At 52.8% G+C, this 22,537-nt stretch carries 13 protein-coding genes, 1 tRNA gene and 1 pseudogene; 10 read left to right on the forward strand and 5 right to left on the reverse strand.

The window, feature by feature from the left end:
* Positions 1-84: 84 nt before the first annotated feature.
* Positions 85-1,908, forward strand: coding sequence for a restriction endonuclease (locus WCA10_RS06675; protein ID WP_472821728.1), 1,824 nt, complete (start codon positions 85-87; stop codon positions 1,906-1,908).
* Here WCA10_RS06675 and WCA10_RS06680 read toward each other — a convergent pair.
* Together WCA10_RS06680 and cas1 are read right to left on the reverse strand one after the other, a co-directional pair.
* A complete protein-coding gene (locus tag WCA10_RS06680) occupies positions 1,876-2,223 on the reverse strand; it encodes a hypothetical protein (RefSeq protein ID WP_472821741.1) in 348 nt (115 codons plus the stop codon). The two genes, WCA10_RS06675 and WCA10_RS06680, sit on opposite strands and share 33 nt — an antisense overlap.
* 279 nt (positions 2,224-2,502) lie before the next feature.
* Positions 2,503-3,411 (reverse strand): annotated as a pseudogene (cas1, locus tag WCA10_RS06685) (CRISPR-associated endonuclease Cas1); the annotation flags it as partial.
* 896 nt (positions 3,412-4,307) lie between these two features.
* On the opposite strand from cas1, the gene WCA10_RS06690 reads away from it, so the two are divergent.
* From WCA10_RS06690 to WCA10_RS06705, 4 genes are all read left to right on the forward strand, one after another.
* Positions 4,308-4,511: a helix-turn-helix domain-containing protein gene (locus WCA10_RS06690; RefSeq protein WP_472821729.1), complete on the forward strand. Its 204-nt coding sequence runs from the start codon at positions 4,308-4,310 to the stop codon at positions 4,509-4,511.
* Between the two features lies 1 nt (position 4,512).
* Positions 4,513-5,088, forward strand: a complete 576-nt coding sequence (locus WCA10_RS06695; protein ID WP_472821730.1) for a hypothetical protein — start codon at positions 4,513-4,515, stop codon at positions 5,086-5,088.
* Positions 5,089-5,105: 17 nt separating this feature from the next.
* Positions 5,106-5,588, forward strand: a complete 483-nt coding sequence (locus WCA10_RS06700; RefSeq protein ID WP_472821731.1) for a hypothetical protein — start codon at positions 5,106-5,108, stop codon at positions 5,586-5,588.
* 313 nt (positions 5,589-5,901) lie between these two features.
* Positions 5,902-8,622, forward strand: coding sequence for a hypothetical protein (locus WCA10_RS06705; protein WP_472821732.1), 2,721 nt, complete (start codon positions 5,902-5,904; stop codon positions 8,620-8,622).
* A gap of 233 nt (positions 8,623-8,855) precedes the next feature.
* Here the strand turns inward: WCA10_RS06705 and WCA10_RS06710 are convergent, their stop codons facing one another.
* On the reverse strand, positions 8,856-11,993 hold the full coding sequence (locus tag WCA10_RS06710; RefSeq protein ID WP_472821733.1) for an NACHT domain-containing protein: 3,138 nt from the start codon (positions 11,991-11,993) through the stop codon (positions 8,856-8,858).
* A 238-nt stretch (positions 11,994-12,231) separates the two neighbouring features.
* Here WCA10_RS06710 and WCA10_RS06715 point away from each other — a divergent pair, with 238 nt between their 5' ends.
* The 3 genes from WCA10_RS06715 to WCA10_RS06725 all read left to right on the forward strand — a co-directional run bounded on the left by WCA10_RS06715 (position 12,232) and on the right by WCA10_RS06725 (position 16,783).
* Positions 12,232-12,945 (forward strand): hypothetical protein, encoded by a 714-nt coding sequence (locus WCA10_RS06715; protein WP_472821734.1) that lies wholly within the window; start codon positions 12,232-12,234, stop codon positions 12,943-12,945.
* Positions 12,946-13,092: 147 nt separating this feature from the next.
* Positions 13,093-13,179: transfer RNA gene (locus WCA10_RS06720), tRNA-Leu, on the forward strand.
* 973 nt (positions 13,180-14,152) lie between these two features.
* A complete protein-coding gene (locus WCA10_RS06725; protein WP_472821735.1) occupies positions 14,153-16,783 on the forward strand; it encodes an AAA family ATPase in 2,631 nt (876 codons plus the stop codon).
* A 154-nt stretch (positions 16,784-16,937) separates the two neighbouring features.
* Here the strand turns inward: WCA10_RS06725 and WCA10_RS06730 are convergent, their stop codons facing one another.
* Together WCA10_RS06730 and WCA10_RS06735 are read right to left on the reverse strand one after the other, a co-directional pair.
* Entirely contained in the window at positions 16,938-19,808 is a 2,871-nt protein-coding gene (locus tag WCA10_RS06730) for a protein kinase domain-containing protein (protein ID WP_472821736.1), read from the reverse strand.
* A complete protein-coding gene (locus WCA10_RS06735) occupies positions 19,805-20,383 on the reverse strand; it encodes a sigma-70 family RNA polymerase sigma factor (RefSeq protein ID WP_472821737.1) in 579 nt (192 codons plus the stop codon). Before WCA10_RS06735 ends, WCA10_RS06730 begins: the two co-directional genes overlap by 4 nt.
* Here WCA10_RS06735 and WCA10_RS06740 point away from each other — a divergent pair.
* On the forward strand, positions 20,378-20,680 hold the full coding sequence (locus WCA10_RS06740; protein WP_472821738.1) for a hypothetical protein: 303 nt from the start codon (positions 20,378-20,380) through the stop codon (positions 20,678-20,680). The two genes, WCA10_RS06735 and WCA10_RS06740, sit on opposite strands and share 6 nt — an antisense overlap.
* 13 nt (positions 20,681-20,693) lie before the next feature.
* Complete coding sequence (locus tag WCA10_RS06745) at positions 20,694-22,214, forward strand: choice-of-anchor tandem repeat GloVer-containing protein (RefSeq protein ID WP_472821739.1); 1,521 nt, start codon at positions 20,694-20,696, stop codon at positions 22,212-22,214.
* The last annotated feature ends 323 nt before the right edge of the window (positions 22,215-22,537 follow it).

Raw genomic sequence — 22,537 nt, forward strand, 5'->3', positions numbered from 1 at the left:
GAAGTCGGTGGCCCAATTTTATACCTATCGACTGTCTCCGTTGAACGGTCCCAAAGTTTGGAGTCTGCGCGTTAGAATTTGTGCATGCCCGAAGAGCTTGTCATTGTGTTGGCAATCATAGTGGCAGCATTGTGGGTAGTAATTAAGATATTCGGCGCTGTCTCCAAAGGTCTCCAGGAATTAAGTAAAGAACTACATGAAGGGCGTGCCAAATATCGAGACAATGCGTTCCAGAAGAAAAGAGCCAAACTCGCCTGCTACGTCAAGGCGGTCCGACCCGATGATCTCGCTCGAGCTGAGCGAACAACAAGTAAGCTTCAGTCAGAATTCGAGCGCCTTCGATCTGAGACTGTATGGATCGCAAAACCCCCGACTTGGGAGAAGAAGCGATTCCAGCGACAATTGTCTTCACCCCAAACTGAATTCTGTTCCGAGATGAATATTGAAGAAATAGACGCCGTGCTCTGTCCTAATGAGGTCTCCTGGTTTGATAAAGAGTCTTCAATTCTTGCACGGGATTGTATCTATCCGTTAGCCGCCCCAGTAATGGAATGTTCAGAATTTCGCGAGCAATTTGTCCCATCTCTTGAACTCGATGAAGCAACCTTAGAAGTCGATCGGACAGCTATTCGAGAGAAGTACATCAATCGATTCTTCAATCAAGAACTCTTAGAAGTTGAACAGTACAACCAGCGGCGCGTCGCGATCCTTGCGAGGTACAGCGATCTAAATAATCAGATCCACGCGTGGAATGCTGACCAACGAATGCTCTGGAATCGTTATGTCCAAGACAGCAAAAGAATGGCCCAAGAGGAACTGGACAATTATCGGTTGCACGCGCGTGAATACTCCGATGAGTGCAACAAAGAAAAAGGGACAGTCAGTGCTGCTTTGCAAGGTTTTATAGAGGGAAAGAAAGAATTAACTATTGCAAGAATTCAATGTATTTTGGGTACCCTGACAATGCCGTGGTCGATTCCTCGTTTGTGGGAAATTGATTTCGACGAAGAGCAACATATCTTAATTGTCGAAATTGCGTTGCCAGATGTCGTGCATCGGCCGCCAATTAAGACCGTTTTATTGAAAAGTGGTCCGGCGGCAAAGCCTCTCAATCAAACTGAGCGGAAAGAATTCATTCCCAAAGTACATCCGGCGATTCTTTTAAGAATTGCATACGAGCTATTTCGAAACGACACATCGAAATTAGTCAAGCTACTGGTCGTGAACGGCTGGGTCTCTTTCGATGATCCAACCAGCGGTGTGAAGACAAAGGCTTACACAGCATCTTTAATGGTGGAGCACCATCAATTTGCATCGTTAAATCTCAAAAAGCTGGATCCATTGGCAGCCTTCCAGAGCCTTAATGGGAAATCAGCTGGCAGAATCATCGACATTATCCCGATCGAACCAGTTCTCAATCTGAAGAGAAGCGACTCGAGATTCGTTGAGGCCAAGGAAGTTCTAAACACCCTTGACGGATCCACAAACCTCGCAGCAATGGATTGGCAAGATTTCGAACACTTAATTCGAGAACTTTTCGAAAAGGAATTTTCTGGTCGGGGCGCGGAAGTTAAGATCACACAGGCCAGCAGGGATCGAGGCGTGGACGCCATGGTCTTCGACCCGGATCCCATTCATGGAGGCAAGTATGTCATCCAGGCTAAGCGTTACACAAATACGGTGGACGTTAGCGCCGTTAGGGACTTGTGCGCAGTGGTTCGCAAGGAAGGAGCTTCAAGGGGCATCCTCGTTTCGACGAGTACTTATGGAGCTGACGCTTACGCATTTGCGAACAATGAGCCCGTCACGCTTCTGACGGGTGCAGAACTTTTAGGTTTATTGAAGAAGCACGGCTACCAGTTCAGGATCAATTTGTCAGAGGCGCGCAGGTTGCTTTCTGGTCTCTGAGAACAACTCGACCAGATTCGCGAGCACGGCCCAGTGTCGTGGATGAGGTATTACACCTCCCTTGCGAATATCGCGCGCATAGCTGTTCGATACCTTGAGTGCTCTCGCAATCAATGAACCACGTATCGAGAGAAGCGCAGGCTGGATCCGCTCAGAATAGAACTCTGCCGTGAGCCAAGTCGGCTGATCCGATGCCTTCCAGGCATGCTGCGCAAGCGCGTTGATCTGTTGGGTTGCCGCCCGCTTGAGTTGAGCGTCGGAAGCGAGAGCCGCAACTCGGGCGAGCCGCCCAGCAGCATCTCTTTGAGGAGTCATGATCTCGGTCGAACATAATTTGCAGTGAATTGAATCACCGATAATCTCTTTCCCGCAATCCAGGCAGACTCTTGTTGGCCTCACGTCGGACTTCGCCTTTGGAAGTGGATTGCCGCCCTTTGCCACTCTTTTATTGCGTTGGGTCAGCCTTGCAGGGACATGAACTGAACGCGCTTGCTTTGGAGCGCTTACTTCGCGTGTGAACCACTCAACAACAGGTGCCACCAACTGCGCCCACTTCGAAGACGTTTGTGAAAGCGTAGCAGCAAAGTTTGCCATCAATCGGCAATTTCCGTCTCGCTGCTCAAAGAAGTGATTACGAGGAAGAGGACCGCGCTTAATCCAATCGAGCACGAATGCATCGACCTCTGGTCGAATGGGCTCCATGAGATCACATGCCAAGCTGTCCCGGTAGGGGGTGTCCAGGTGCATAACGCCGATTCCTGGATCGAGGCCCAATGTTGCGGCGGCGAGTCGCGTTTCAGCCTCAAGGAGCGCATACAGATAATTCAGGATTGCATTGGCCGGGTTTGTGGCCGAACGCGGAGATCCGGTCAGCGGCGAAATCCGTGAACTGAATGTCCGCCAATGGTCAGGAACACGCGTCAAATCTTTCCGTGGGAAGTTGATCGGCAGGTTGCGCCATGCTGACCAATAGGCTTTCGCAGCTCTCGATTCCACAAGCCGAATCGAATCGATCGAGAAAGCCTCCGCTAGGTCGAGTCGGATCTCGCGAATTGAAAGTGCAACTGACTCGTTGCCTAGTTGATGCATTGCAACTCGTTCTTGTCCTACGAGTTTTCGATTGACGAGTTCACGGCTGATCCGGAGTGCAACGCCATTATCTAGAGCTAGAGCCTGAGCACGGCGGAGACGAACATCAGAAGAGCGAACGGGTCCAGTGGTAGCTGTAACCGATCCATCTCGCTCCAACATTACGAATGACGCGTTTTGGTCAGCGAGCCAGCGCAAGGCAGCAAGTGAGACCTCGCCATCAGAGCCTATTACCACGAGCCTCTTGAGACCGTGTCCAACTCGTGGCAAGCGGCGCCGATTACGTTCTGTTCCAATCCCATCTTCCAGAACGAGATGGCCTCGATCGACGCGAACTGATAACCCATAACCACACAGTGCAACCACGCCACTCCGGGAAATACTGCTGCTTGTCTGTACGTATGGCTTGTTCATGATCGTTTCCTGGTTGATTTCTTTGGACGGCGAGTTCGTTTGGTGAGTTTTGAGATGTCGCCAATTTCATCCGGTCGCACTGATCCGAGGAGATTGATTGCTGTCCGGGTACTGATGCCTTGCGCGGCTCCAGCAAGTGCTCTTGAAAGGAACCAGAGCTGCTTGAGGCGACTCGTTTTCCTGCCAGACTTGGGGTAACGCGAATCGTTCAGTGCCTCGATGACTCTCGCAGCATGTCCCTGTAGCGTTCGCGGCAGCAAGCTTCCGGTAGACACTTGCCAAGTAGGCTCGTGCGAGTCGCCTGCTTTCCCAGTTCCAAAACCTTCCGCACAGATCTCCCGGACCTGACCACGCGTGATCGAGTTCAACAGTGAATCAATAATCTCCGAGTTCCCGGGAATCGGAATTAGCTTTTGGGATTCTCTCCTGGCTCCATTCACTCCGCCGAACCGCCGCTCGAACTCAGCGTCTTTAGTCAATTCGCGGATGCAGGTTTCCCTTTCACTTTCCGGGAGGAACCCCTTCTGAATCCGCTCGTCAACTCCTCGTTCTAGTTCAGCCAGTTCTTCGGGCGTCAACTTTGCGTCTTTCCTCGCCTGCCATAAGAGGCGTGCTCGCTCCTTTCGATCCACCCGATATCGGCTCAGTCCCTCCCCAACAGTCTTGTGTTTGGGCTCGTTGACTGTCTTGAGCTCCCAGTAAAGGTGGCTTGCAAGTCCGTATAAGACTTTGGGATCGGCGGTTCTGGGTCTTCCTGCGGTCATAATTATGGGGCAAAAACTAGATCGACGGCCTTGCAAAGTTACGTCTTCAGTGCGTAAATCCTTAATAGATTGTCGCTCTTGGCATCCAGTTAATGCAAGGGCAATAACTAGCATGAAAGGAACTGCGCCGTTATGCCTGGAACTGAAAAGGAACTTGCTGTGGGGATCGCCGAAGCGTCCAGAAGGCTCGGGATATCTGCTCGCACACTAGCCACCCTTATCTCCCAAAACGAGATTCCGAGCCGCAAAGTTGGCCGAAGAAGAATCATTCCCGTTGCCGCGTTGGAAGCGTTCGTGAACCGTGCGGATCGGAATTCGAACTCGAAAGGAAGATGAGATGCCTCCGAAGAAACAAACCAGGCCAACAAAGCCCTCGAAACCGCCCGCGTCGACTGGCGCGAAGAAGAAAAAGAAGATCTCGGCACCACGAACTTCGAAACAGTATTTTGCTCTGCCGGATGCTGCTCAAGAGACCTGGAATCGAGCAGTTCATGTAATCGCCAAGATGCGAGCCGAAGGCAAATCGCTAACGCAGGCGTCCCGCGATTTCGGTGTTGATCCTCGGGCTGTCCGCGCTCGTGCGGGATCTGCACTTCGGAAGACAAAGAACGGACGCTACGTCGCAAGACCCAATGACAAACTACTCCGCGTGCTGGTCATCCCAGGTCCCCAAGGTCTGAGCGAAGTCGCCGTACGAGGCTCGGAAGTCGCGAGCAAGATCGCCGAGTATAGTGATGCCGTTCAGACGTATCTGCGCACTGGCGATTCCTCCAAGCTCAAGAAATTTCGACGGCTCAAGCTCCTTGACGAGAAAGGCAAGCGGATCAAGCTCGTGACAGATCTTGCGAAATTGCAGGAACTGGGTTCGGCAGGTGTGCTTTCGTTCGAATCACTTTATAGGAGGGCAGCCTAATGTCCAGGAGACTCCCATTGCGAGATCCAATTGGCTACGAGCTGCGCCGTAGCCGTGCACAGCGACGTGTTGGCTTCGGAGCTGAATGCAGCTGGTGTGGGGAGGATCGACCAGAAGCTCTGATCGCGGGTTCGAGCCCGTTGATCTGCGCCGAATGTCGACGCGAGGCTGATGAGCAACCGATCATGGATCTTCATCATGTGTCTGGACGGGCAAATGACAGTCTCACAATCCCCGTTCCGGTGAATGACCATCGGGCCGAACTGTCCACAGCGATGATGGATTGGCCGAAGGAAACACGTGAGAATACCGATGGCTCTCCGTTGTTGGCCACGGCTGGGCGTATTCGCGGTTTTTGCGATATGCACATCTATCTCATGGAGAGCCTTCTCTTGCCAAGTGCGGAACTCCTCGAACACCTGCACGCGTTGTTTGCAAAGGCGTTCGGCAGGAAGTACTGGTCCAGGCCAAGCTCACCACGCAACAGACTAAGAAAGTAAGGGGCTCGGATCTGTGCACGAGCCTCGTCCCATCGATCTTGCGGTGCGCGTATATCCCGAGATCCCAGGGACGGAACGCAGACCAAAGTCAAAGAAGCACGGGCGTCGTCCACGCGCCATGCTGGTCTTTGATACCGAGACGCGAACAGATGCAACACAGCGTCTCACGTTCGGGTGCTTCCAATTCATCGTTGATGGTCGATGCATGCGTGAAGCACTGTTCCACGCCTCGGATCTCACGAATGCCGAGCTCGCGGCTCTATCTAAATACGCAGCTTCGCACTCCGCTGCAACAGAGGTCGGTGGGCGCAAAGTGCTCGATCTCTTGACGGTCGATGAGTTCTTGAATGAGTTTTACCGAGCTGGCTACAAAGGCAGATGTTTGATTGTAGGTTTCAATCTTCCCTTCGACTTATCCCGGTTAGCCTTTGATGTCGCGCCTGCGAGGGGGAAGTTTGCAGGCGGATTCTCGCTCGGGATCTGGTCTTATGTGGATAAGAACGGTCTACGGAAGAGGAATTCATTTCGACCAAGGATTGCGATCAAGCATATTGACAGCAAACGCTCGCTCATGGGTTTTACAGCCCAAAGAGATCCAGATGCCATTGACCTAAAGTCGGAAGACGGCTCGAAGGAACCGGTGATCTTCCGAGGTAATTTTCTCGATCTGCGGACACTGGCATTTGCACTCACAAATGGATCGCACAGCCTCAAGTCAGCATGCGAGGCATTCGGCGTTAAGCGTGGCAAGATCGAAACATCGGGACACGGCAAGATCACTGCAGGATACGTCGAATACTGCCGCAGAGACGTCGAGGCAACTTCAGAACTTGCGCAGAAGCTGCTAGCAGAATTTGACCGGCATCCGATTCACCTCGAAGAGACGAAGGCGTTTTCTCCTGCTTCGATCGGTAAAGCCTACCTTCGTGCAATGGGCATAACGCCTATTCTTGCGAGGCAGAAGAGTCTTCAACCCTACATTGGTTACGCTCAATCAGCATTCGTCGGAGGGCGAACGAGTGCTCACGTTCGACGGATACCCGTTCCCGTTGTATATACGGATTTCCTGTCAATGTATCCAACTGTGAATAGCCTGATGAATCTCTGGAAATTCGTGACTGCAAAAGAAATCAGAGTGAAATCGGGATGCACAGATGAAGTGACCTCGCTTCTTAAGGAGGTCTCACTAGAGGCAATATTCAAGCCAGACACCTGGAGGAAATTGACAGGATTTGTCCGAATCGTGCCTAACGGCGACATCCTACCCGCGCGGGCTAAATACAATCCCGACACAAACGATTGGCAAGTGGGAATCAATCATATCTACCCCAACAATGCGGATGATGCTCTGTGGTATTCACTTCCGGACGTCGCTGCGTCTGTGCTCCTTACCGGCAAGATCCCTCGCATTGTCGATGCATTCATGCTTGAGGCTCATGGAATACTTCCGAACTTGCGTTCAGCCAAGCTTCGAGGGATTGTTGAGGTCGACCCGCGCACGCAGGACTTCTTCAAGGTTGTGATCGAAGAGCGGAAACGTCTCTCTCGAAGGCCAGACATTTCAGTGGCAGAGCGAGAGCAGCTTGATGACTTTTTGAAGGTCCTGGCGAATGCAGCCAGCTATGGAATCTATGCCGAGATGAATCGCTACGAGACGAAGGAGCGTGTGCCAGTTCAATGTCATGGCATCGACGAGAAACCCTTCTTCACTCGGGTGGCAAATCCCGAGATCCCTGGAGAATTTTGTTCACCTCCGATTGCTTCTCTAATCACCGGAGCAGCCCGGTTGATGTTGGCGCTACTCGAAAAGTCTGTCACAGACCTCGGCGGGACCTATGCAATGGAAGACACGGACTCGATGGCGATCGTGGCTACGGAGCGCGGCGGGCTGGGCGAGTGTCCCGGTGGGCCGTTCCGCACCTCCAAGGGAGCCGAAGCGATAAAAGCTCTCTCGCGACAGCAGGTTAGAGAAATATCAGATCGCTTCAAGTTACTCAACCCCTATGATCCCGATGCGGTTCCAGGATCAGTTCTCAAGATCGAAGATGACAATTTCGATCCGAACTCGAAACAGCAGCGGCAACTGTGGTGTTATGCAATTTCAGCCAAACGCTATGTTCTCTTTTTGAAAGATGAGAATGGAATCTCTGAACTCCTTCGAAATGGAATCAATAACGCGCAAGACAGATGGTCCGAACACGGTCTTGGACACCTTTTGAATCCGACCGATCCTGCGAGCGACGACCGAGACTGGATCGCCCAGGTGTGGCATGGCATCGTGCGTTCCGCTTTAGGTAAGGAAAAGCGACGAGACCTATTCGAACAAACGCCTGCAGTTGGAAGAATCACCGTAAGCAGCCCGGCAATATTACGAGCATTGAGAGAGATCAACGACGGTAAAGAATACGCGCAGCAAATCAAGCCGTTCAACTTCCTGGTGAGTTGCCAGGTGCAGAAGCTAGGCCATCCACCCGGTGTCGATCCAGCGCACTTCCATTTGATTGCGCCCTATCAGACGGATCCGAAGAAATGGCCTCAGATGAGGTGGATTGACCAGCACTCGGGTAAGCTCTTCCAGATTTCAATTTCTGGTCACTATTCGAGTAGACGCACAGCACGAGTGAAGACATTCGGCGAAGTGATCCTTGAATATGCTTTTCATGCGGAGCCCAAGTGTGCTGATTCGAAAGGAAACGTGTGCGGAAAGAACACGGTTGGGCTTCTTCAACGAAGGCACGTGCAGGTTGATCAGATTCGCTTCATTGGTAAGGAATCCAATTTGCTTGAAGAAGTCGACGCGGGCATGATTCATTCAGACCACGACGCGTATACCGAATACGTTGATCCAAGCCGTGATGACTGGGAATGCAGGATCAGACCAGCCATGCTGAAAGTGTCTATACCCAAGCTGTGCGAGGCGACGAGACTATCACGCAGGATGCTCATCAATGCCCGAACTGGTAAATCACGGCCTCACCCGCGAAATCAGGCTCTGATAGCGAGTACTCTTCGGCGAATGGGGCATCTGACCTGAAGGGCGTTTACGTTTCGTTCGGGCCGCGTCTCATCGCTAGAATCTCCAAATCCAAATCCTCGCGCTACAATATTCGGTACCGGCCATTCAACTCTTTATTGGTGTCGTTGTTCTTGCGAAACATGAATTGATTTCTTCCTCGCTGATGGACAATGGACATATCTTGACGACCATTCTGAGCACTATCGCAGGTAGTCGTTGGTTCAACTAAGGAACGCCGGTTTCGATAGGGTCTAAGTCGTGATTTTGACTTCGGGGTACTTTCGGTATGCCTCGCGCGTCAGCTTGGGACTAATTCCCGCGCCTTTGAGGCTCAGCTTCTTGAGCCGTGGGAGCGAGGGCAGAGTAGCAGAGTCAGAGATCCTGACTTGAAATAGGTCTAGTTCTTCCAGGCTTGTAAGCCCGTCCAACTTTCGGAGTTCACCCAGATCGCCGCCAATAATCACGAGAGACTTTAGATGATGAAGATCATTTAATACAGAAAGTGCGTCTTGTTGCGCCTCAACAAGTGACAAGTGAACGAGTTTATTCATGCCTATGAGAAATGTAAAATCGATTTCGCTGTTGTAGATAAAGATGCGGCGCAAATTGTGCGCGGAGGTTAGCTCTCGTGAATTCAATACGTGGGAATAATTAATGCTCAACATTTTGAGGCTCCTGATCCGAGCGAGTTCAGTTGCATCAATTGAGCAACGCTTAACCTCGAGGTATTCTAAAGTTGATGGAAATGTTATACCTGCAAGACGAAGTACGGGAATTTTTTCGAAAGTTAGCCGCTCAAGCTTTATAAGATCATTGAGAGGGGTTAGGTCTTGAACTTCTGGCCCCGAGATCCGTAAAGACCGCAGCTCCGGGAGCTTCCGAAGAATGGAAAGATCACGAGCCCGTGAACCCCAGACCGTTAGATCAGTAGCCGTCTCCAGATTGCAAATTTGATCAAAGCCGAACCTTTCAATGAGCAGTGAGACTGATTCCCCAGGAAGGTCTTGCACTCGAAGTCGAGGGGCAATTAGTTCTAGGAACAAGTGAGATTCAATCCGGTCAGATGCTCTTACAACTTCTTTAGGCACTGCAAAAGAGCTGTAATGATCCGCATATTCGGCTATCGCTTGAATCGATTCGCGAGTGCCAATAACGGCAAGAGCGCGAACGCTTGCCGCTGCCTGTTTTGTATTCGTGTAGCGACTGCCCCACCGCAGATAAGGAATAGCCATCTCTCCAGCTGCTTGAGCAATTTCCATAGCGTCTGAAACTGTCTTAGGAGGGAAAAGAGTTCCAATCCGACGCGCAACTTCGGCCCTTAGAACGTTTTCAACATCGATCGACACGTCAAGACATGCTGCTGCGAGAAGAAATAGCTGCGGGGCTATATTCGGCTTCCTATCGCCCTCTTGTATAAGTGATTGGATCAGCTGCGTTCGTTCCTTTTGCCTTGCGATCCCAGCTCCAAGGACAACGACTTCTCTCCATTGTGGGTGAGACGCGTGCGAGATAAGCATACCTATATCAGCTTCCGATAACGCAGCGTTGGCCGCCATATATTCCTGAAAAGTGCGATGCGCGAAGTCAACTTTTCCTTTTACAGGCTCCCGTAATATGCCACTTCTTTCTAAGAAGAATCGCGCGGCGTTTTGACCCGTGAGGACAGCACCGTCTTTGAGATCGGGCCGGAAAGTATCGATCTTCTTATTGAATCTACTTCGGACCGAGTCCAGGGATATCTCGCTCCATTCGTTTTTGATCATCCAATATGCGAGATCATCGAGCAGAGCCCTTTTCTGCCTATAACTAAGCTTCGGATAATCACGGAAGTGTAGACCGCTTTCAGAATCGCGTCTCTCGAGAAGCATGGAACAACAACGTTCGTACAGTTCAATTCGATCTTGCGGCAGCTGTTCGTTGGTGTCGCGATGCAGAGCACAAATCACACCACATAGAAGGGGGCTGGTTGCCAGTCGACGCACAGCCTGATTTCCGCGCAGTGTTGTTTTGAGATGTGCGGCTAAACGGCAGAGCAGTTCGAGATCTTCTTCACGTCGAGCCTCTTCAGCAACCGCCCTGTGCCAGTGATCGATAAAAACTTCAATCCCAGGCGTGTCCATCGGCTGGAGGTCCGCGTCATGGAACCCTTCATTCTTTAGCCAAGATTGCTCAACCGCATGCGGGCGGGAAGTGACAATGAAGCAACAGGCTGAGAAGGTGCTTACAATGTCGATAATCCACTTTCTGACCTCGTCACGACGCGATTCCGCAACCTCGTCAACTCCATCAACTAAGACAATTGCGGCACCTGATTTTAGTCTGTCATGGGCCCAACCACTGGGCATGGTACCGGAGATGGTCGGAGCTATGAGGGATGGAAAATCTTCTGGACGTGGGAGAGCCGAATCGCCGAATTGTCTGAGTCGAATCAAAAAAGGAAGCGCGACGTTCCAGTTCTCCAGCGGCTCTTCAAAACTCCTTGATGCAGCGCGCACTGCGACCCACTGAAGCAAAGTCGTTTTCCCCGCACCGGCTGGTCCCCTCAAGAGCAACATGCGATGCCGCGCAAGAGCCGCCTCGACCACTTCAATTGCAGATGCTTCTCCGTCGCTTTCCTCTGATTCTCTAATTTCATTTACATCCAGTTCCGGGTCACTTCCTACATTTAGACTCACGTATGCAACACTTAGAGGCTGTGATCGACTTGATCTAGATAGGTCCACGCCAAAAAGTTCCACCTTGTCTAGGTTCCGTATGGTAGCTCTCCGGTATTCGGTTTCGAACTTTGCTGCGCTTCCGTCTTGATCATCGGTTTTCGCTCTGATCCGATCCAAATTCTCAAGGATCCGCTGCGCTGCATCAATGAGTACGCGATCGCGTTTCAGTAGTTCAGCAAACGTGCGTTCAGTAAAACTGGGAAGCACCCGTGCGATATCAATAATTGATTGGCTTGCTTCTTCAATGACACGCGTAAAAAGGTCAATGCGATGCTTCGGTAAGAGCGTCAGCTCGTCGGAAGCATCATTGATGAGATATTGGGCTAGTTGAGCAGGATCCAGATCTTTCTGGATAAGAAGCTCTGTGCTTATCCTACTGTGATCGAGGGTTCGTGCCACGAGGTTTGCGACAGCCTCTTGGTCTTCAACCATGAGCTGTTTCCCCTCGGCCTCGAAGGTAAACATTAGACTTTCGGCAGCGCGTTCTCCGATGGCATCCAACTGACGCACAGTTTCGTTTCGAGCACGAATCTCGGGGATTAGCTTCGTGAGCACTTCGATCGCAGAATCACCGCCTTCCGAGGCAAGTTTGTTGTCACCCGCCCAGAGTTTTAGTAGTGTCTTCGCTATTGCAGGACCAACAGTCGCAACAAGGGTCTCGAGAAGAGGCATCAGAAAACCTCGCTATTTGTGGTGAATATTCAATAGTAGACTTTCTCGACTGCCGATATGGGCCTTAACGTAAGTTTTATCGTCTCGAGAGAACTTTCTGAAGCTCAGATGCCTCCCCAAAAAGCTTGCTTGAGCCTGCATCCACTAGCAAAAGAGTATCGATAGAGATGCATTTTGCTTCAAAACTTGATCCGTGCCGTGCGCTAGCTTTCGATGCCGTGATCTAAGATGTTGTTCTATGCGAGATGCAATCTGGAATTTCCTTACGAATAGTGACGGCAGAAATGCGCTTACACTCGCAGTCCTCATCATCTCAACTGTCGTGGCGGTTACGACTTTCCGTCTAAATCGAAAGCGGAAATCCATCGTTTATGAATTCCTCTCAATGACACGTCTCGTGAGCCTGAAGGATGAACAGTCTGGCCGGATGCGGCTGTTGGTGGACGATATCCCAGTAAGGGAAGTGGGACTTGTTCAGATCAGAATTGTGAACGTCGGCACAGAATCGATCAAAGCCACTGATTTCGTTAGGCCGATCTCCTTCTCTGTGACGGATGCCGCTCGCATTGTTGAGGCGACCGTTTCTGAGAAAAACCCACCGAGTATCGATGCAGAAATCTCGAAGGATGATCACCGAGCGATATTGACTCCGACGCTTATCAACGCTAAGGATTCAATTGTCCTAAAGCTACTGATAGCTGACTTCGACGGGGCAATCAAATCCGATGCAAGGATCGAAGGAACAGAACTGGTCCCAAGGAGATACTTCAGGAATAACAGGCTAGCAAAGTTTTTAAGATCCACTGCGGAAATACTCCCCTCTTTGGGCGGGCTTGGGGCGCTAACCTCAGTCCAATTGAAAAACTTGGACCTCGATTTTCCGAATGACTACAGATTGCAATCGGATGGTGCGGGAGCCAGCGAAAAACCGTTGAGCATAAAATCTTCTTAAGTTTGTGAGAAATTCAGTCCAGGTGGGGGGGGTGCACTTTTCCCGGCCCCTATCTCCTATCCCAGCCTGGATTTGACACGTCAGACCGGTTTTGCGAGACTCAAAGATGCTGCCGATCTGGCGGAAAATGCTGGATTTGTGTCTCGTGCCGAAGTGGCGGAATTGGCAGACGCGCGTGGTTCAGGTCCACGTACTCGCAAGGGTGTGGGGGTTCGAGTCCCTTCTTCGGCACCATAGTGATTCCCATCTTATTGAATTCAAATGTAAACACAGTTAAATAAGCAGTTTACATGATTTCACTTCTGTCACTTGATTCACCTCAATACCGCTTTATAGAACCAATTCCAGCCAAAAACATTAGCAACCATAGCAAGCTGGAACAGATAAAACGTGCCATATCGCCGATGTCCAATTCCAGCTTCGGAACGCCATGCCAAACTGACAGGCTGAGCTTGCTTTTGGTCTGCGTGGGCCATTCCATTTCATGGCTCAAATCCCATTTAGAACCTTTTTGTCACGCATCTGCGCCTCATTCACGGCGGCCGCCTATTGTGCCAACGCCGGGACAGGCATCTATCACACCTTGAGCCATACGGTCGCAAGACGTCAGAATCGTAGTGGAGAAGTTCGCGTTAAGGAGGTCCACGCCCTCTAGCGCCCGCGAATGCGATTTTCCCTGGCACCAGAATTCATCCGACGGCCGAGAAATCGAAGTGATGGGGGCAGACCCATGATCTCCCGTTCCGTAGAAAGCATCGATAGGAACCTTGCTCTTTCCCTTGACAATGAAGGTAACAACGTTCTTGTCCGCGGCCAACGCCCGATAAGTAGATTTTCCCGGGCAGTGAGAATTCAGATTCCGAGACTCGCCGCGGCGTTCTCGCGAAAAAGCACGCCGAGCGGATGTAGCGCCTTCGCCGTCTTAGGACCGGTTTGCTTCATGATGGACGAACTCGCCAATACCGTTCATCGCAGCCTGCGTCACGCAGCCGGCAACGCAGCGAGTGACATCCCAGACGATCGACATTTATGTGGGCGCGTCCCGAGGCATGCTAGAGATTCGTGGGGCTTCGCGGAGTTTGCTAATTACGATCGTCCATATTCACTCGACCTTATCGAAGGCCAGCGGAAGTGGAGACCATTATCGCCCCGGACTTACAATCGTGAGCATAGCTTCATTTCGGGTTTACCCGTTGCTGGTGTCGCCATGGCCGCTGCTGCTCCCGCTCCTCCGACAATTATCGAATCGATCCTGCTTTGGTCCGCCAATCGGCCGGATTGGCAGCGCGATGCGCTTCGTCGAATCGTCCAGAAGGGCAAACTGGATGAGATAGATATCACTGAACTGACCACTCTCTGCCTCGGCGAACACGGCCTCGCGCAACCCGGCGGTCCTGTGGCTGTACGGCTCGAGCAAAAACACCTCCCCGCTAATCCCGCGGCCAGTAGTTCGGTGACCCTTTCCGGAATCCGCGGCATCTCCGGCGTGAATCATCTGGCTCCTGGCCAAAATCTCACCTTCTCGCCCGTCGGCCTGACCATCGTGTACGGGCCTAATGGCAGCGGGAAATCAGGGTATGCCAGGATTCTCAAGCGGATTTGTCGGACCCGGAATCCTGGAGCAGAGATCCTGACCAATATCTATGCACCCCCGGGTGTACCGGTCACACAGGAAGCGACAATCGATTATAAAGTCGGCGGAACTGCCCAGACCCCTCTGGCCTGGAGTGACATGGGCATTCCGCATCCCGTCCTTTCGGCCATAGGCATCTTCGACAGCTCCTGCACGGCCGTACACATCGGTAGTAAGAACGAGATTGCGGCCCGCCCGTTTGGGCTCGACATTCCCGACGAACTCGCGGGCGTGTGCAAGAGACTCGAGGAGCACCTCGAAGAGCAGAAGAAGCGGCTTGAGAAAAGCCGTGATCCCATCTTCGCCAAGCCTCCTTGGAGAGCGACAACTGCTGTTGGAAGCGCGATTGCTGCCTTGGCGGCCGATTCTGATCTGGCACCGATCCGGAAGCTTGCCCAGACCACGATCGATGAGCAAAAGAGAATTCAACAGCTGAAGGAAGACCTCGCGCGCAACCCGGCCGCAGGTGCCAGGCAATTGCGACTGAGGATCAGTCGTATTGAGAATCTGTCCAACGCTATAAATGCCATCGAGGTCGCAATGACCGACGCGGGTCTTACTGCGATACGCGAGCTGCACGGCGAGGCCGCGGTCGCCCGGCATGCGGCGCGAATCTCTGCGAAGTCTCTCTTTTCCGGTCAACCACTGCAAGGCATTGGCGAACCGATATGGAGGCAGCTCTGGGAGTCGGCGCGGCGATATTCCGAGGCACACGCCTACCCCGGCCGCCCCTTCCCTCCGGCAGAAGCGGGCCTCGGTTGCCTCCTTTGCCAGCAGCCGCTCAGCGAAGAGGCCGTCGCGCGGATGCGGAGCTTTGAAGATTTCGTCCAAGACGATACCGAGGCGCAAGCAGAAACCAAGGAGCGCGCGGCTCAAGATAAGCTCAGCCCTTTGCAGTCACTGAAGCTCACTCTCAAAGAGTACGCAGCCGGGCTCGAGGAAATCGCCGCCGATGATGCCCCGCTTCGAAAAGATGTCTTCCGTTATCTCGCAAGCGCACGTCTGTGCCGGTTCACGTTTCTCCGGTCCCTACGTCAACCAGCCGAAGTAGCTCCAACGCCGGCCACCCCGGTCAGCACTCTGGAGCAACTCACCATGGAGCTCGAAGCCCGTGCAGCTGAACTCGATCAGCTCGTCGATCCCATCGAGCGCAGACGCCGAGAGGAGGAGCTCGAAGGGTTGGAGGATCGTCATCGTCTGGCCTCGTCCATCTCAATTGTCGAGTCCGAACACCTGCGGCTTCTCACCATTGCCCTGATTGAAATCTGCTTGAAAGATTTTGTCACGACGGCTATCACCAATCTGGGCAACAAGCTTGCCGACGAAGTAGTCACGCCGCAGCTCAGAGATCGATTCGTTAACGAGGTCACATCGCTGGCATCCAACAAAGTCCGCGTTGAGATCGCTCGCGTTGGAGGCCGCTTTGGCTCTCCGCAATACCAGGTGCGGTTCTTGGCAAGGCCGGACGCCAAAGTCCCGAGTGTGCTCAGTGAAGGCGAGCAAACTTGCGTCGCCCTGGCCGCGTTTCTGACCGAAGTCGCCACCATGGACCACTACTCCACCCTTGTCTTCGACGATCCGGTGACTTCGCTCGATCATCGATGGCGGAAGAAGGTCGCCGAACGTCTGGTAAAAGAAGCCGCGATTCGTCAGGTGATTGTCTTCACGCACGACTTAGTCTTTGTGAACGACCTCGTGGGGCTGGCACATGAGAAGAGTGTGAGCCAGGTCTCGCGGTCCGTGGATCGCGGACCACTGGGAACGGGAATCGTTGAGGACGGTCTGCCGTGGAAATGGAAGAGCGTCGAGGATCGGCTGGACAAGCTTGAAAAGCGAGCTCGCGCAGCGAAGCAGCTGTTTGACGACAGCCGGGATGAGGAATACCGCGGAGAAGCCATCGCCATCTACAACGGTCTACGGGCTACCTGGGAGCGCGCTCTCGAATCGGTAGCCTTTGCAGGAGTGGTGCAGCGCCACCGCGATTACATTGATCCCAAGTACATCCGCAGGGCCGCCGTGCTGACGGACTCCGATTGCAGTGCCTTTCAGGTCGGATTTAAGAAGTGCTGCGACGTCACGGATGCTCACGACCCCTCCATTGGACGCAATGCAGAACCCCCGGCGCCGAGTGAGATCCTCAAGGGCATTCAGGACTTGAAGGATTGGGCCACTTCTTTGCGGGATCGTCACAAACTCGTGACTTGACGTCGGGGGAACTTAACGCGACCAGCGAAGTGCGATAGATAGAGCATTCTCGCCACCGTAAAGCTGGCGTGATGCCGACATATCAGGATTCATCTGGAAACGAATCGAAAGACGCGATGATGCGGATCGTTGACTGAGATATGTCGTTCTCAATTCATTGCTTGGACTTCACAATGATCGTTTTGCACGATTCCCGGCAGTCCGTGATGGTCGCTAAATCCACGACTGGAAACTCGCTGGGGCTGAATCGCAACGGAGCTGGAAGCAGAGTCTGTGCCTGAAGACTGGATTTGAATGCATCGCATGCATTATGACGAGCACGCATACGGTCTTCGAGGTTGGACGCATTCAACGACTTCATCATCCAAAGCTTTCCAAATCCCTCGTCGACCTCAGCGGCAGAATAGATCGCAGGAACGTCGAGATGATTCTTCGCTTCGGCAAGGTCTGTTTTCAACCGCGCTTTGTTGAATGCCGCCTCTGCTTCTGCGCTGTGGCCAAGTTTGAGCTGTGTTTCACCTAATCTGACATAATCTGTGACCAGGCCCGTACGGGAATCGTCGTATTGGGCGCCGCTTTCGAGAGCAGAAATAGCTTTCTTGAATGACTGAAGAGCCAGCGGATAGTTCCCCATGCCAAACTGAGCTTCTCCAACCCATGTGTACATCACGCCATCCCCTGGCCCGGAATCCTCCTCCGACGCGAGCTTTGCAAAGCCCGCGATCAACCTCAGTACGTACGACTCGCCTTCCTTGAGCTTTCCCTGAAGAATCAGAGCTTGGCCCTGCTCGAAGTCGAAAGTCAGCACGTCGGAACGGAACAGCATGTTGTCCTTGTCTGCTTCAGCGAGCGAGGCGATAGCAGCACGCGCTTGAGCGATGTTCTGGCTTGCGGAAGGAAGGTCGTTGTCCATTAGGTGCAGCTTTCCGAGGCGAAGGCGAGTTGCCGCGAGGTCTCGAATCGTATCGGGTTGTGCGCCCTCGTCGACGATTGCCTGGTAAGATGTTGCACCCGCAGCGGTCAATTCACGGGCCTTTGAGATCTCACCCATGTAGGCATATTCCTGGCCAAGCTCGACATTTAGTTTGGCCTTTCTTTCGCGAATGCTATGGTAACTGGGGTCGCGCTGCGCAACAGCTTCTAGCAGTGTGAGTGCCTTCTGAAGGAATTCGACGGAGCTGGCTCGGTCTCCGGAGATGTCATACGACAGTCCCAGCCCTTGAAGCTCAGTTGCTCTTTCGATTTGCACTTTCGGGTTGTTGCCATCCGTGCGAGTGAGCCGATCGGTAATCGCGATCGCTTTTTCGATTTCAGGACGGCCGTCCGGATAGTAGATGTCGGACATGCCTTTTTGCCGGTAGAGCGTTGCCAGGTTCAACTGATCAGCCGTGTTGGCAGGATTTGCTGCGGCTACGCCTTCAAATAGACTCATGGCTTTTCGCGCGCTGGTTTCTGCTGCGCTGAGCGCTCCTGTGTTGGAGACAGTTGAGTCGCCCTGGACCGTTGCCAGCCTTTGATAGGCCCGAGCCAACTCTCTCTGCAATTCAAAATCGCCTTCTGCATCCTTCGCCACATTGTCAAGATATTGGACTGCGCGATCGAGAAGCAGATTGCGCGCGGCGGTGGTTCCAGGTACTGCCTGAAGTGCGTCGTGGATATCGAAGATCAAAGAATCAGAAAACCGACGTACATCGTCAAATCGTTTCTGAGCTTTTGCTCTTTGAATCTGAGCAATGTGAGCTTGACGTTCGGTAGACACAAGCCCAACTGCCAACGCAAGCATGACCACCGCGGTTGCAGCCAGGCCGCCACGGTGGCGCAGGACAAATTTCCGCGCGGAATAAGTCCAGGACCCTTTCCTAGCTGTCACCGGCAAGCCTTTCAAATGGCGAGTGATGTCGTCGGCAAACTGAAGCACGGAGCCGTAGCGCTGTTCCGGTTCCTTGCGCAAGGCTTTGAGCAAGATGCTGTCGACATCTCCCGCCAGGCGGCGGTGCAGTTTGGCTGGAGTTGATTCACGCGCGCTAACCACGGGCGACAAGCACTTCGAAGGCTCAAGATCTTTTTCGTCAAGCCCTGCTGTCGACACAACCTTGCTGCTGGGCTTCTGCGGTTGCACCTCGGTGATTGCCCGAGACCACTCATGGGCTGTATTAACTGGAGCCCCATATGGAGAACTGCCTGTCAAGAGTTGGTAAAGAACCACACCCAATGAATACACGTCGGTTGCAGTTGTGATTGACTCTCCGCGGATCTGTTCCGGGCTTGCGTATTCGGGGGTCATGGGACGAGCTAGCGTTGCTTCTTCCTCTGCTTCCGGATCAAGCATTTTGGCGATGCCGAAGTCTAAGAGTTTGGGTTTCGCGTCATTTGTAATGAGAATGTTGCTCGGCTTTATGTCACGGTGCACGATAAGTCGCTGGTGTGCATACTGAACGGCTTCGCATACTTCAACAAAGAGGCGAAGTCGTTCGCTGACGGAGAGCTCTTTGCTCTGACAATAGACGTCGATTCGTTCGCCATCGATGAGTTCCATCACCAGGTAAGGAACATCGTCGTCCGTGGTTCCTCCGTCGATCAGACGGGCGATATTCGGATGGTTCAAGGACGCCAGAATCTGGCGCTCATGGAGAAACCGCCGCACGATAAATGTGGATCCCATGCCAACGCGAACCAGCTTGATGGCAACCTGCTGATCAAATTGCCCATCGATCCGCGATCCGCGATAGACCTCTCCCATACCGCCGTGTCCAATTTCATCAACGATCTCGTACGCACCGATTCTTCGTCCGATTCGATTGGATGTGCTCATCTGTTGTGGAGGTCCGTGGACTAGATCGGCGGCGGGCGTATTCATGAAATGGTTGCCAGCCTTCGCAGCGGCCTCCAGCAGTGATTCGACTTCCTTCCGAAGTTCGTCATCGCCAATGCATAGACGATCGAGAGGGTTTGGCCTCTCCCATTCCTCAAGCAGCTCAACCTGTTCGAATATTGCGCGAATCTGTTGCCATCGTTCGGGTGTCATGGTGCTATTGTCCGATCCAATTCGCGATACAACCAAATCCTCGCGGTGTTCCAATCGCGCTTGACGGTTGAAACAGAAATGCCCAGGACCTCTGCCGTTTCCTCGATGGACAATCCAGTAAAGAATCTGAGTTCCACCACCCGGCTCTGCTGGGAGTCGATTCTTGCGAGGTCCTGCAGCGCGTCGTCGAGGGCCACAATGTCGAGGTCGGGATGTTCACCGGGGTCATTAAGACCATCGATTGCTAGTTTCACAACATCGCCGCCGCGCTTGCTGGTATTGCGACTGCGCGCATGTTCTACCAGAATCTGTCGCATGATATGCGCGGCAATGCCAAAGAAGTGTGCGCGATCCTGCCACTGAGGAAGAGCATTGCCGGTTAGGCGCACATATGCCTCGTGCACGAGTGCCGTGCTTTGCAGTGTGTGGTCCTGCCTTTCCCGACGCAGATAGCTATGCGCCAAGCGCCGCATTTCGTCGTAGACCAGTGGCATCAGCACTTGAAGTGCTTCGTTGTCTCCGGAGCGCCAACGGATAAGCAATTCAGTCACGGGGCTGGAAGGTTGGGGATGCATACAGGAGCTCCGCACCCGCGCATCGAGAAGTTGATGCTGGATGCGCGGCAGTATACCGCGCTCGATTTCTGGAGTCAATCATTTGAAAATAAAAAGCTTACGGATCAGCGTTCGTCATTCGGGAAAATTCTTTCTCCTTCTATGGACCAATTCGATGCCGGTTTTTCGCAGTGGATAGCAGACGGAACTCGCTCCTCCCGTGGTGTCGGTGAAGAGGTTGCGAGCAGGAATACCGCCGGAGACAAATCGCAATCAACCGACGCCGTCAGCTCTTCCGTACGGGCGAACTTCCTCTGAAGGAGATCGGTTTATGAAAGATCCAAAGACACTTCGTTCCATGATGATTGTCCTGGTGGCAATTGCAGTGGCTGCGCTAGCTCAGGCACAAACAACCGCCACAGTTCTTCACAGGTTCAACTGCAACTCCGAAGGTTGCGATCCGGGCCCCTCTGACCTCATTGCTCAAAGTACAGACGGAAACCTCTATGGGACGTTGCCCGGTGGGAAAAGCTCCTGGTTTGAATTCCCAATCGGTGGATCCTTTCAGACAACCGTGTTTCCTTCGGTGAACACGCATAATGTCAGTGCCAACGCGGGCCTGACGCTGGGAATCAATGGCAACTTGTATGGCGGCTCGTTTGTAGGTTCCGCGGGCTTCGGATTCCTCTTCAAGCTTGTAAACGGAACCCCAAGTTCGATCTATCAGTTTGCGGGAACGCTGCAAACAGATCCATTCTTCAATGGGGCAAACCCTATGGCTCCGCCAATCCAGGGCCCAGATGGCAACTTGTATGGCGTTACGTCTGGAAGCAATGGGTACGTCTACCAGATCTTGACTGCCACAAATTCATATGGTTGGTCCCAAAAGTTACCTTCTGCCTCAAGCGCCCCTCTCCTGTTGGCCAGCGATGGCAATCTCTATGGGACTTTTCCGAATGGTTTTATTGATCCCGTGACATGCGCGATTTCGCCAGGAGGTGCCGGTGGAGTTTTCAGGGTCACGCTCGCAGGAAACTTATGCGGTTTCTATAACATCGATCCCAGCCAAAATGACAACGGTCTAAATCCCGATGGGGAAGGAGGCAACCCACAGGGACCGGTGATGCAAGGAAATGATGGCAACCTCTATGGAACTGCGAAAAACGCCGGGCTGTCCATGCAATCGAGTGCTGGTGTGATTTTTCGACTCACGTTGACCGGGCAGTACAAGGTCATCCACTACTTCCAAGACAGCGATGGAACCGCTCCAATGGGAGGGATTGTGCAAGGAAGTGACAACTATCTCTATCTCCTGACTTCTGCCGGCGGTCAACCGGGGGGAGGGAAAATGGGAGGTGGGACTCTATTCAAAGTTCAAACTGACGGCGGAAACCCCGGTCCAGTTGCGTGGTTCTATCACAACTCATCCACCGACTTTAGCGGTCCAGGCTTCGCTCCGATTTCGACTCCTGTCCTTCACACGAGTGGGACGATCTATGGGATGACTAGTGGTGGTGGAACAGTAGATGACGCTGGAGTCTTGTTTAGCTATAACACCGGCATGACGCCTTTTATCTCGGTCGTCGGAGTACGCTCGGGGCGCCCAGGCGATCGCGTCGGAATCATCGGACAAGGGTTTGACAAGGTTATTGGAATCAAATTCGGCGGTACGTCGGTTCCCTTAACGAAGGCAAATGGATTCATCTTCAGCGACACCTACATGACCACGACCGTTCCACCGTTTGCAACCGCAGGTCCCATAACCGTGACAGAATCCGATGGAAGTGTGTACACAACTCCCTATAACTTCTTCGTTCCTTGTACGATGCCCGTTTGCCTTCGCCGTCCGTAAAAATCTGCGGTTATACCGGGCCAATCACCACAGCGATTGGCCCGGATCTCCGCGATCGATTTCGCCGCAAACATTTGCCTATGAGGAATGCGAAGGATGCGTTCGACCTCTCTTGTTCCACCTCATTGAAGGAGCCACACCGCAGTTCGCCACGCGACGTTCTAAAAGCTGGGGCGATCGATCTCTTAGTCCCGACAAACGTTAGGTCCCTATCGGGACTGCCCCAACGCAACGATGGTGGATTGCCCCAGGAGTTTTTGGGGCAGTTTCGATAGGGTCGTTTGAAGTAAGTCGCTGGTGGGACGGGCGCGGTGATCTACCTA

This window comes from Occallatibacter sp., assembly GCF_049582745.1.
Taxonomy (GTDB): domain Bacteria; phylum Acidobacteriota; class Terriglobia; order Terriglobales; family Acidobacteriaceae; genus Telmatobacter.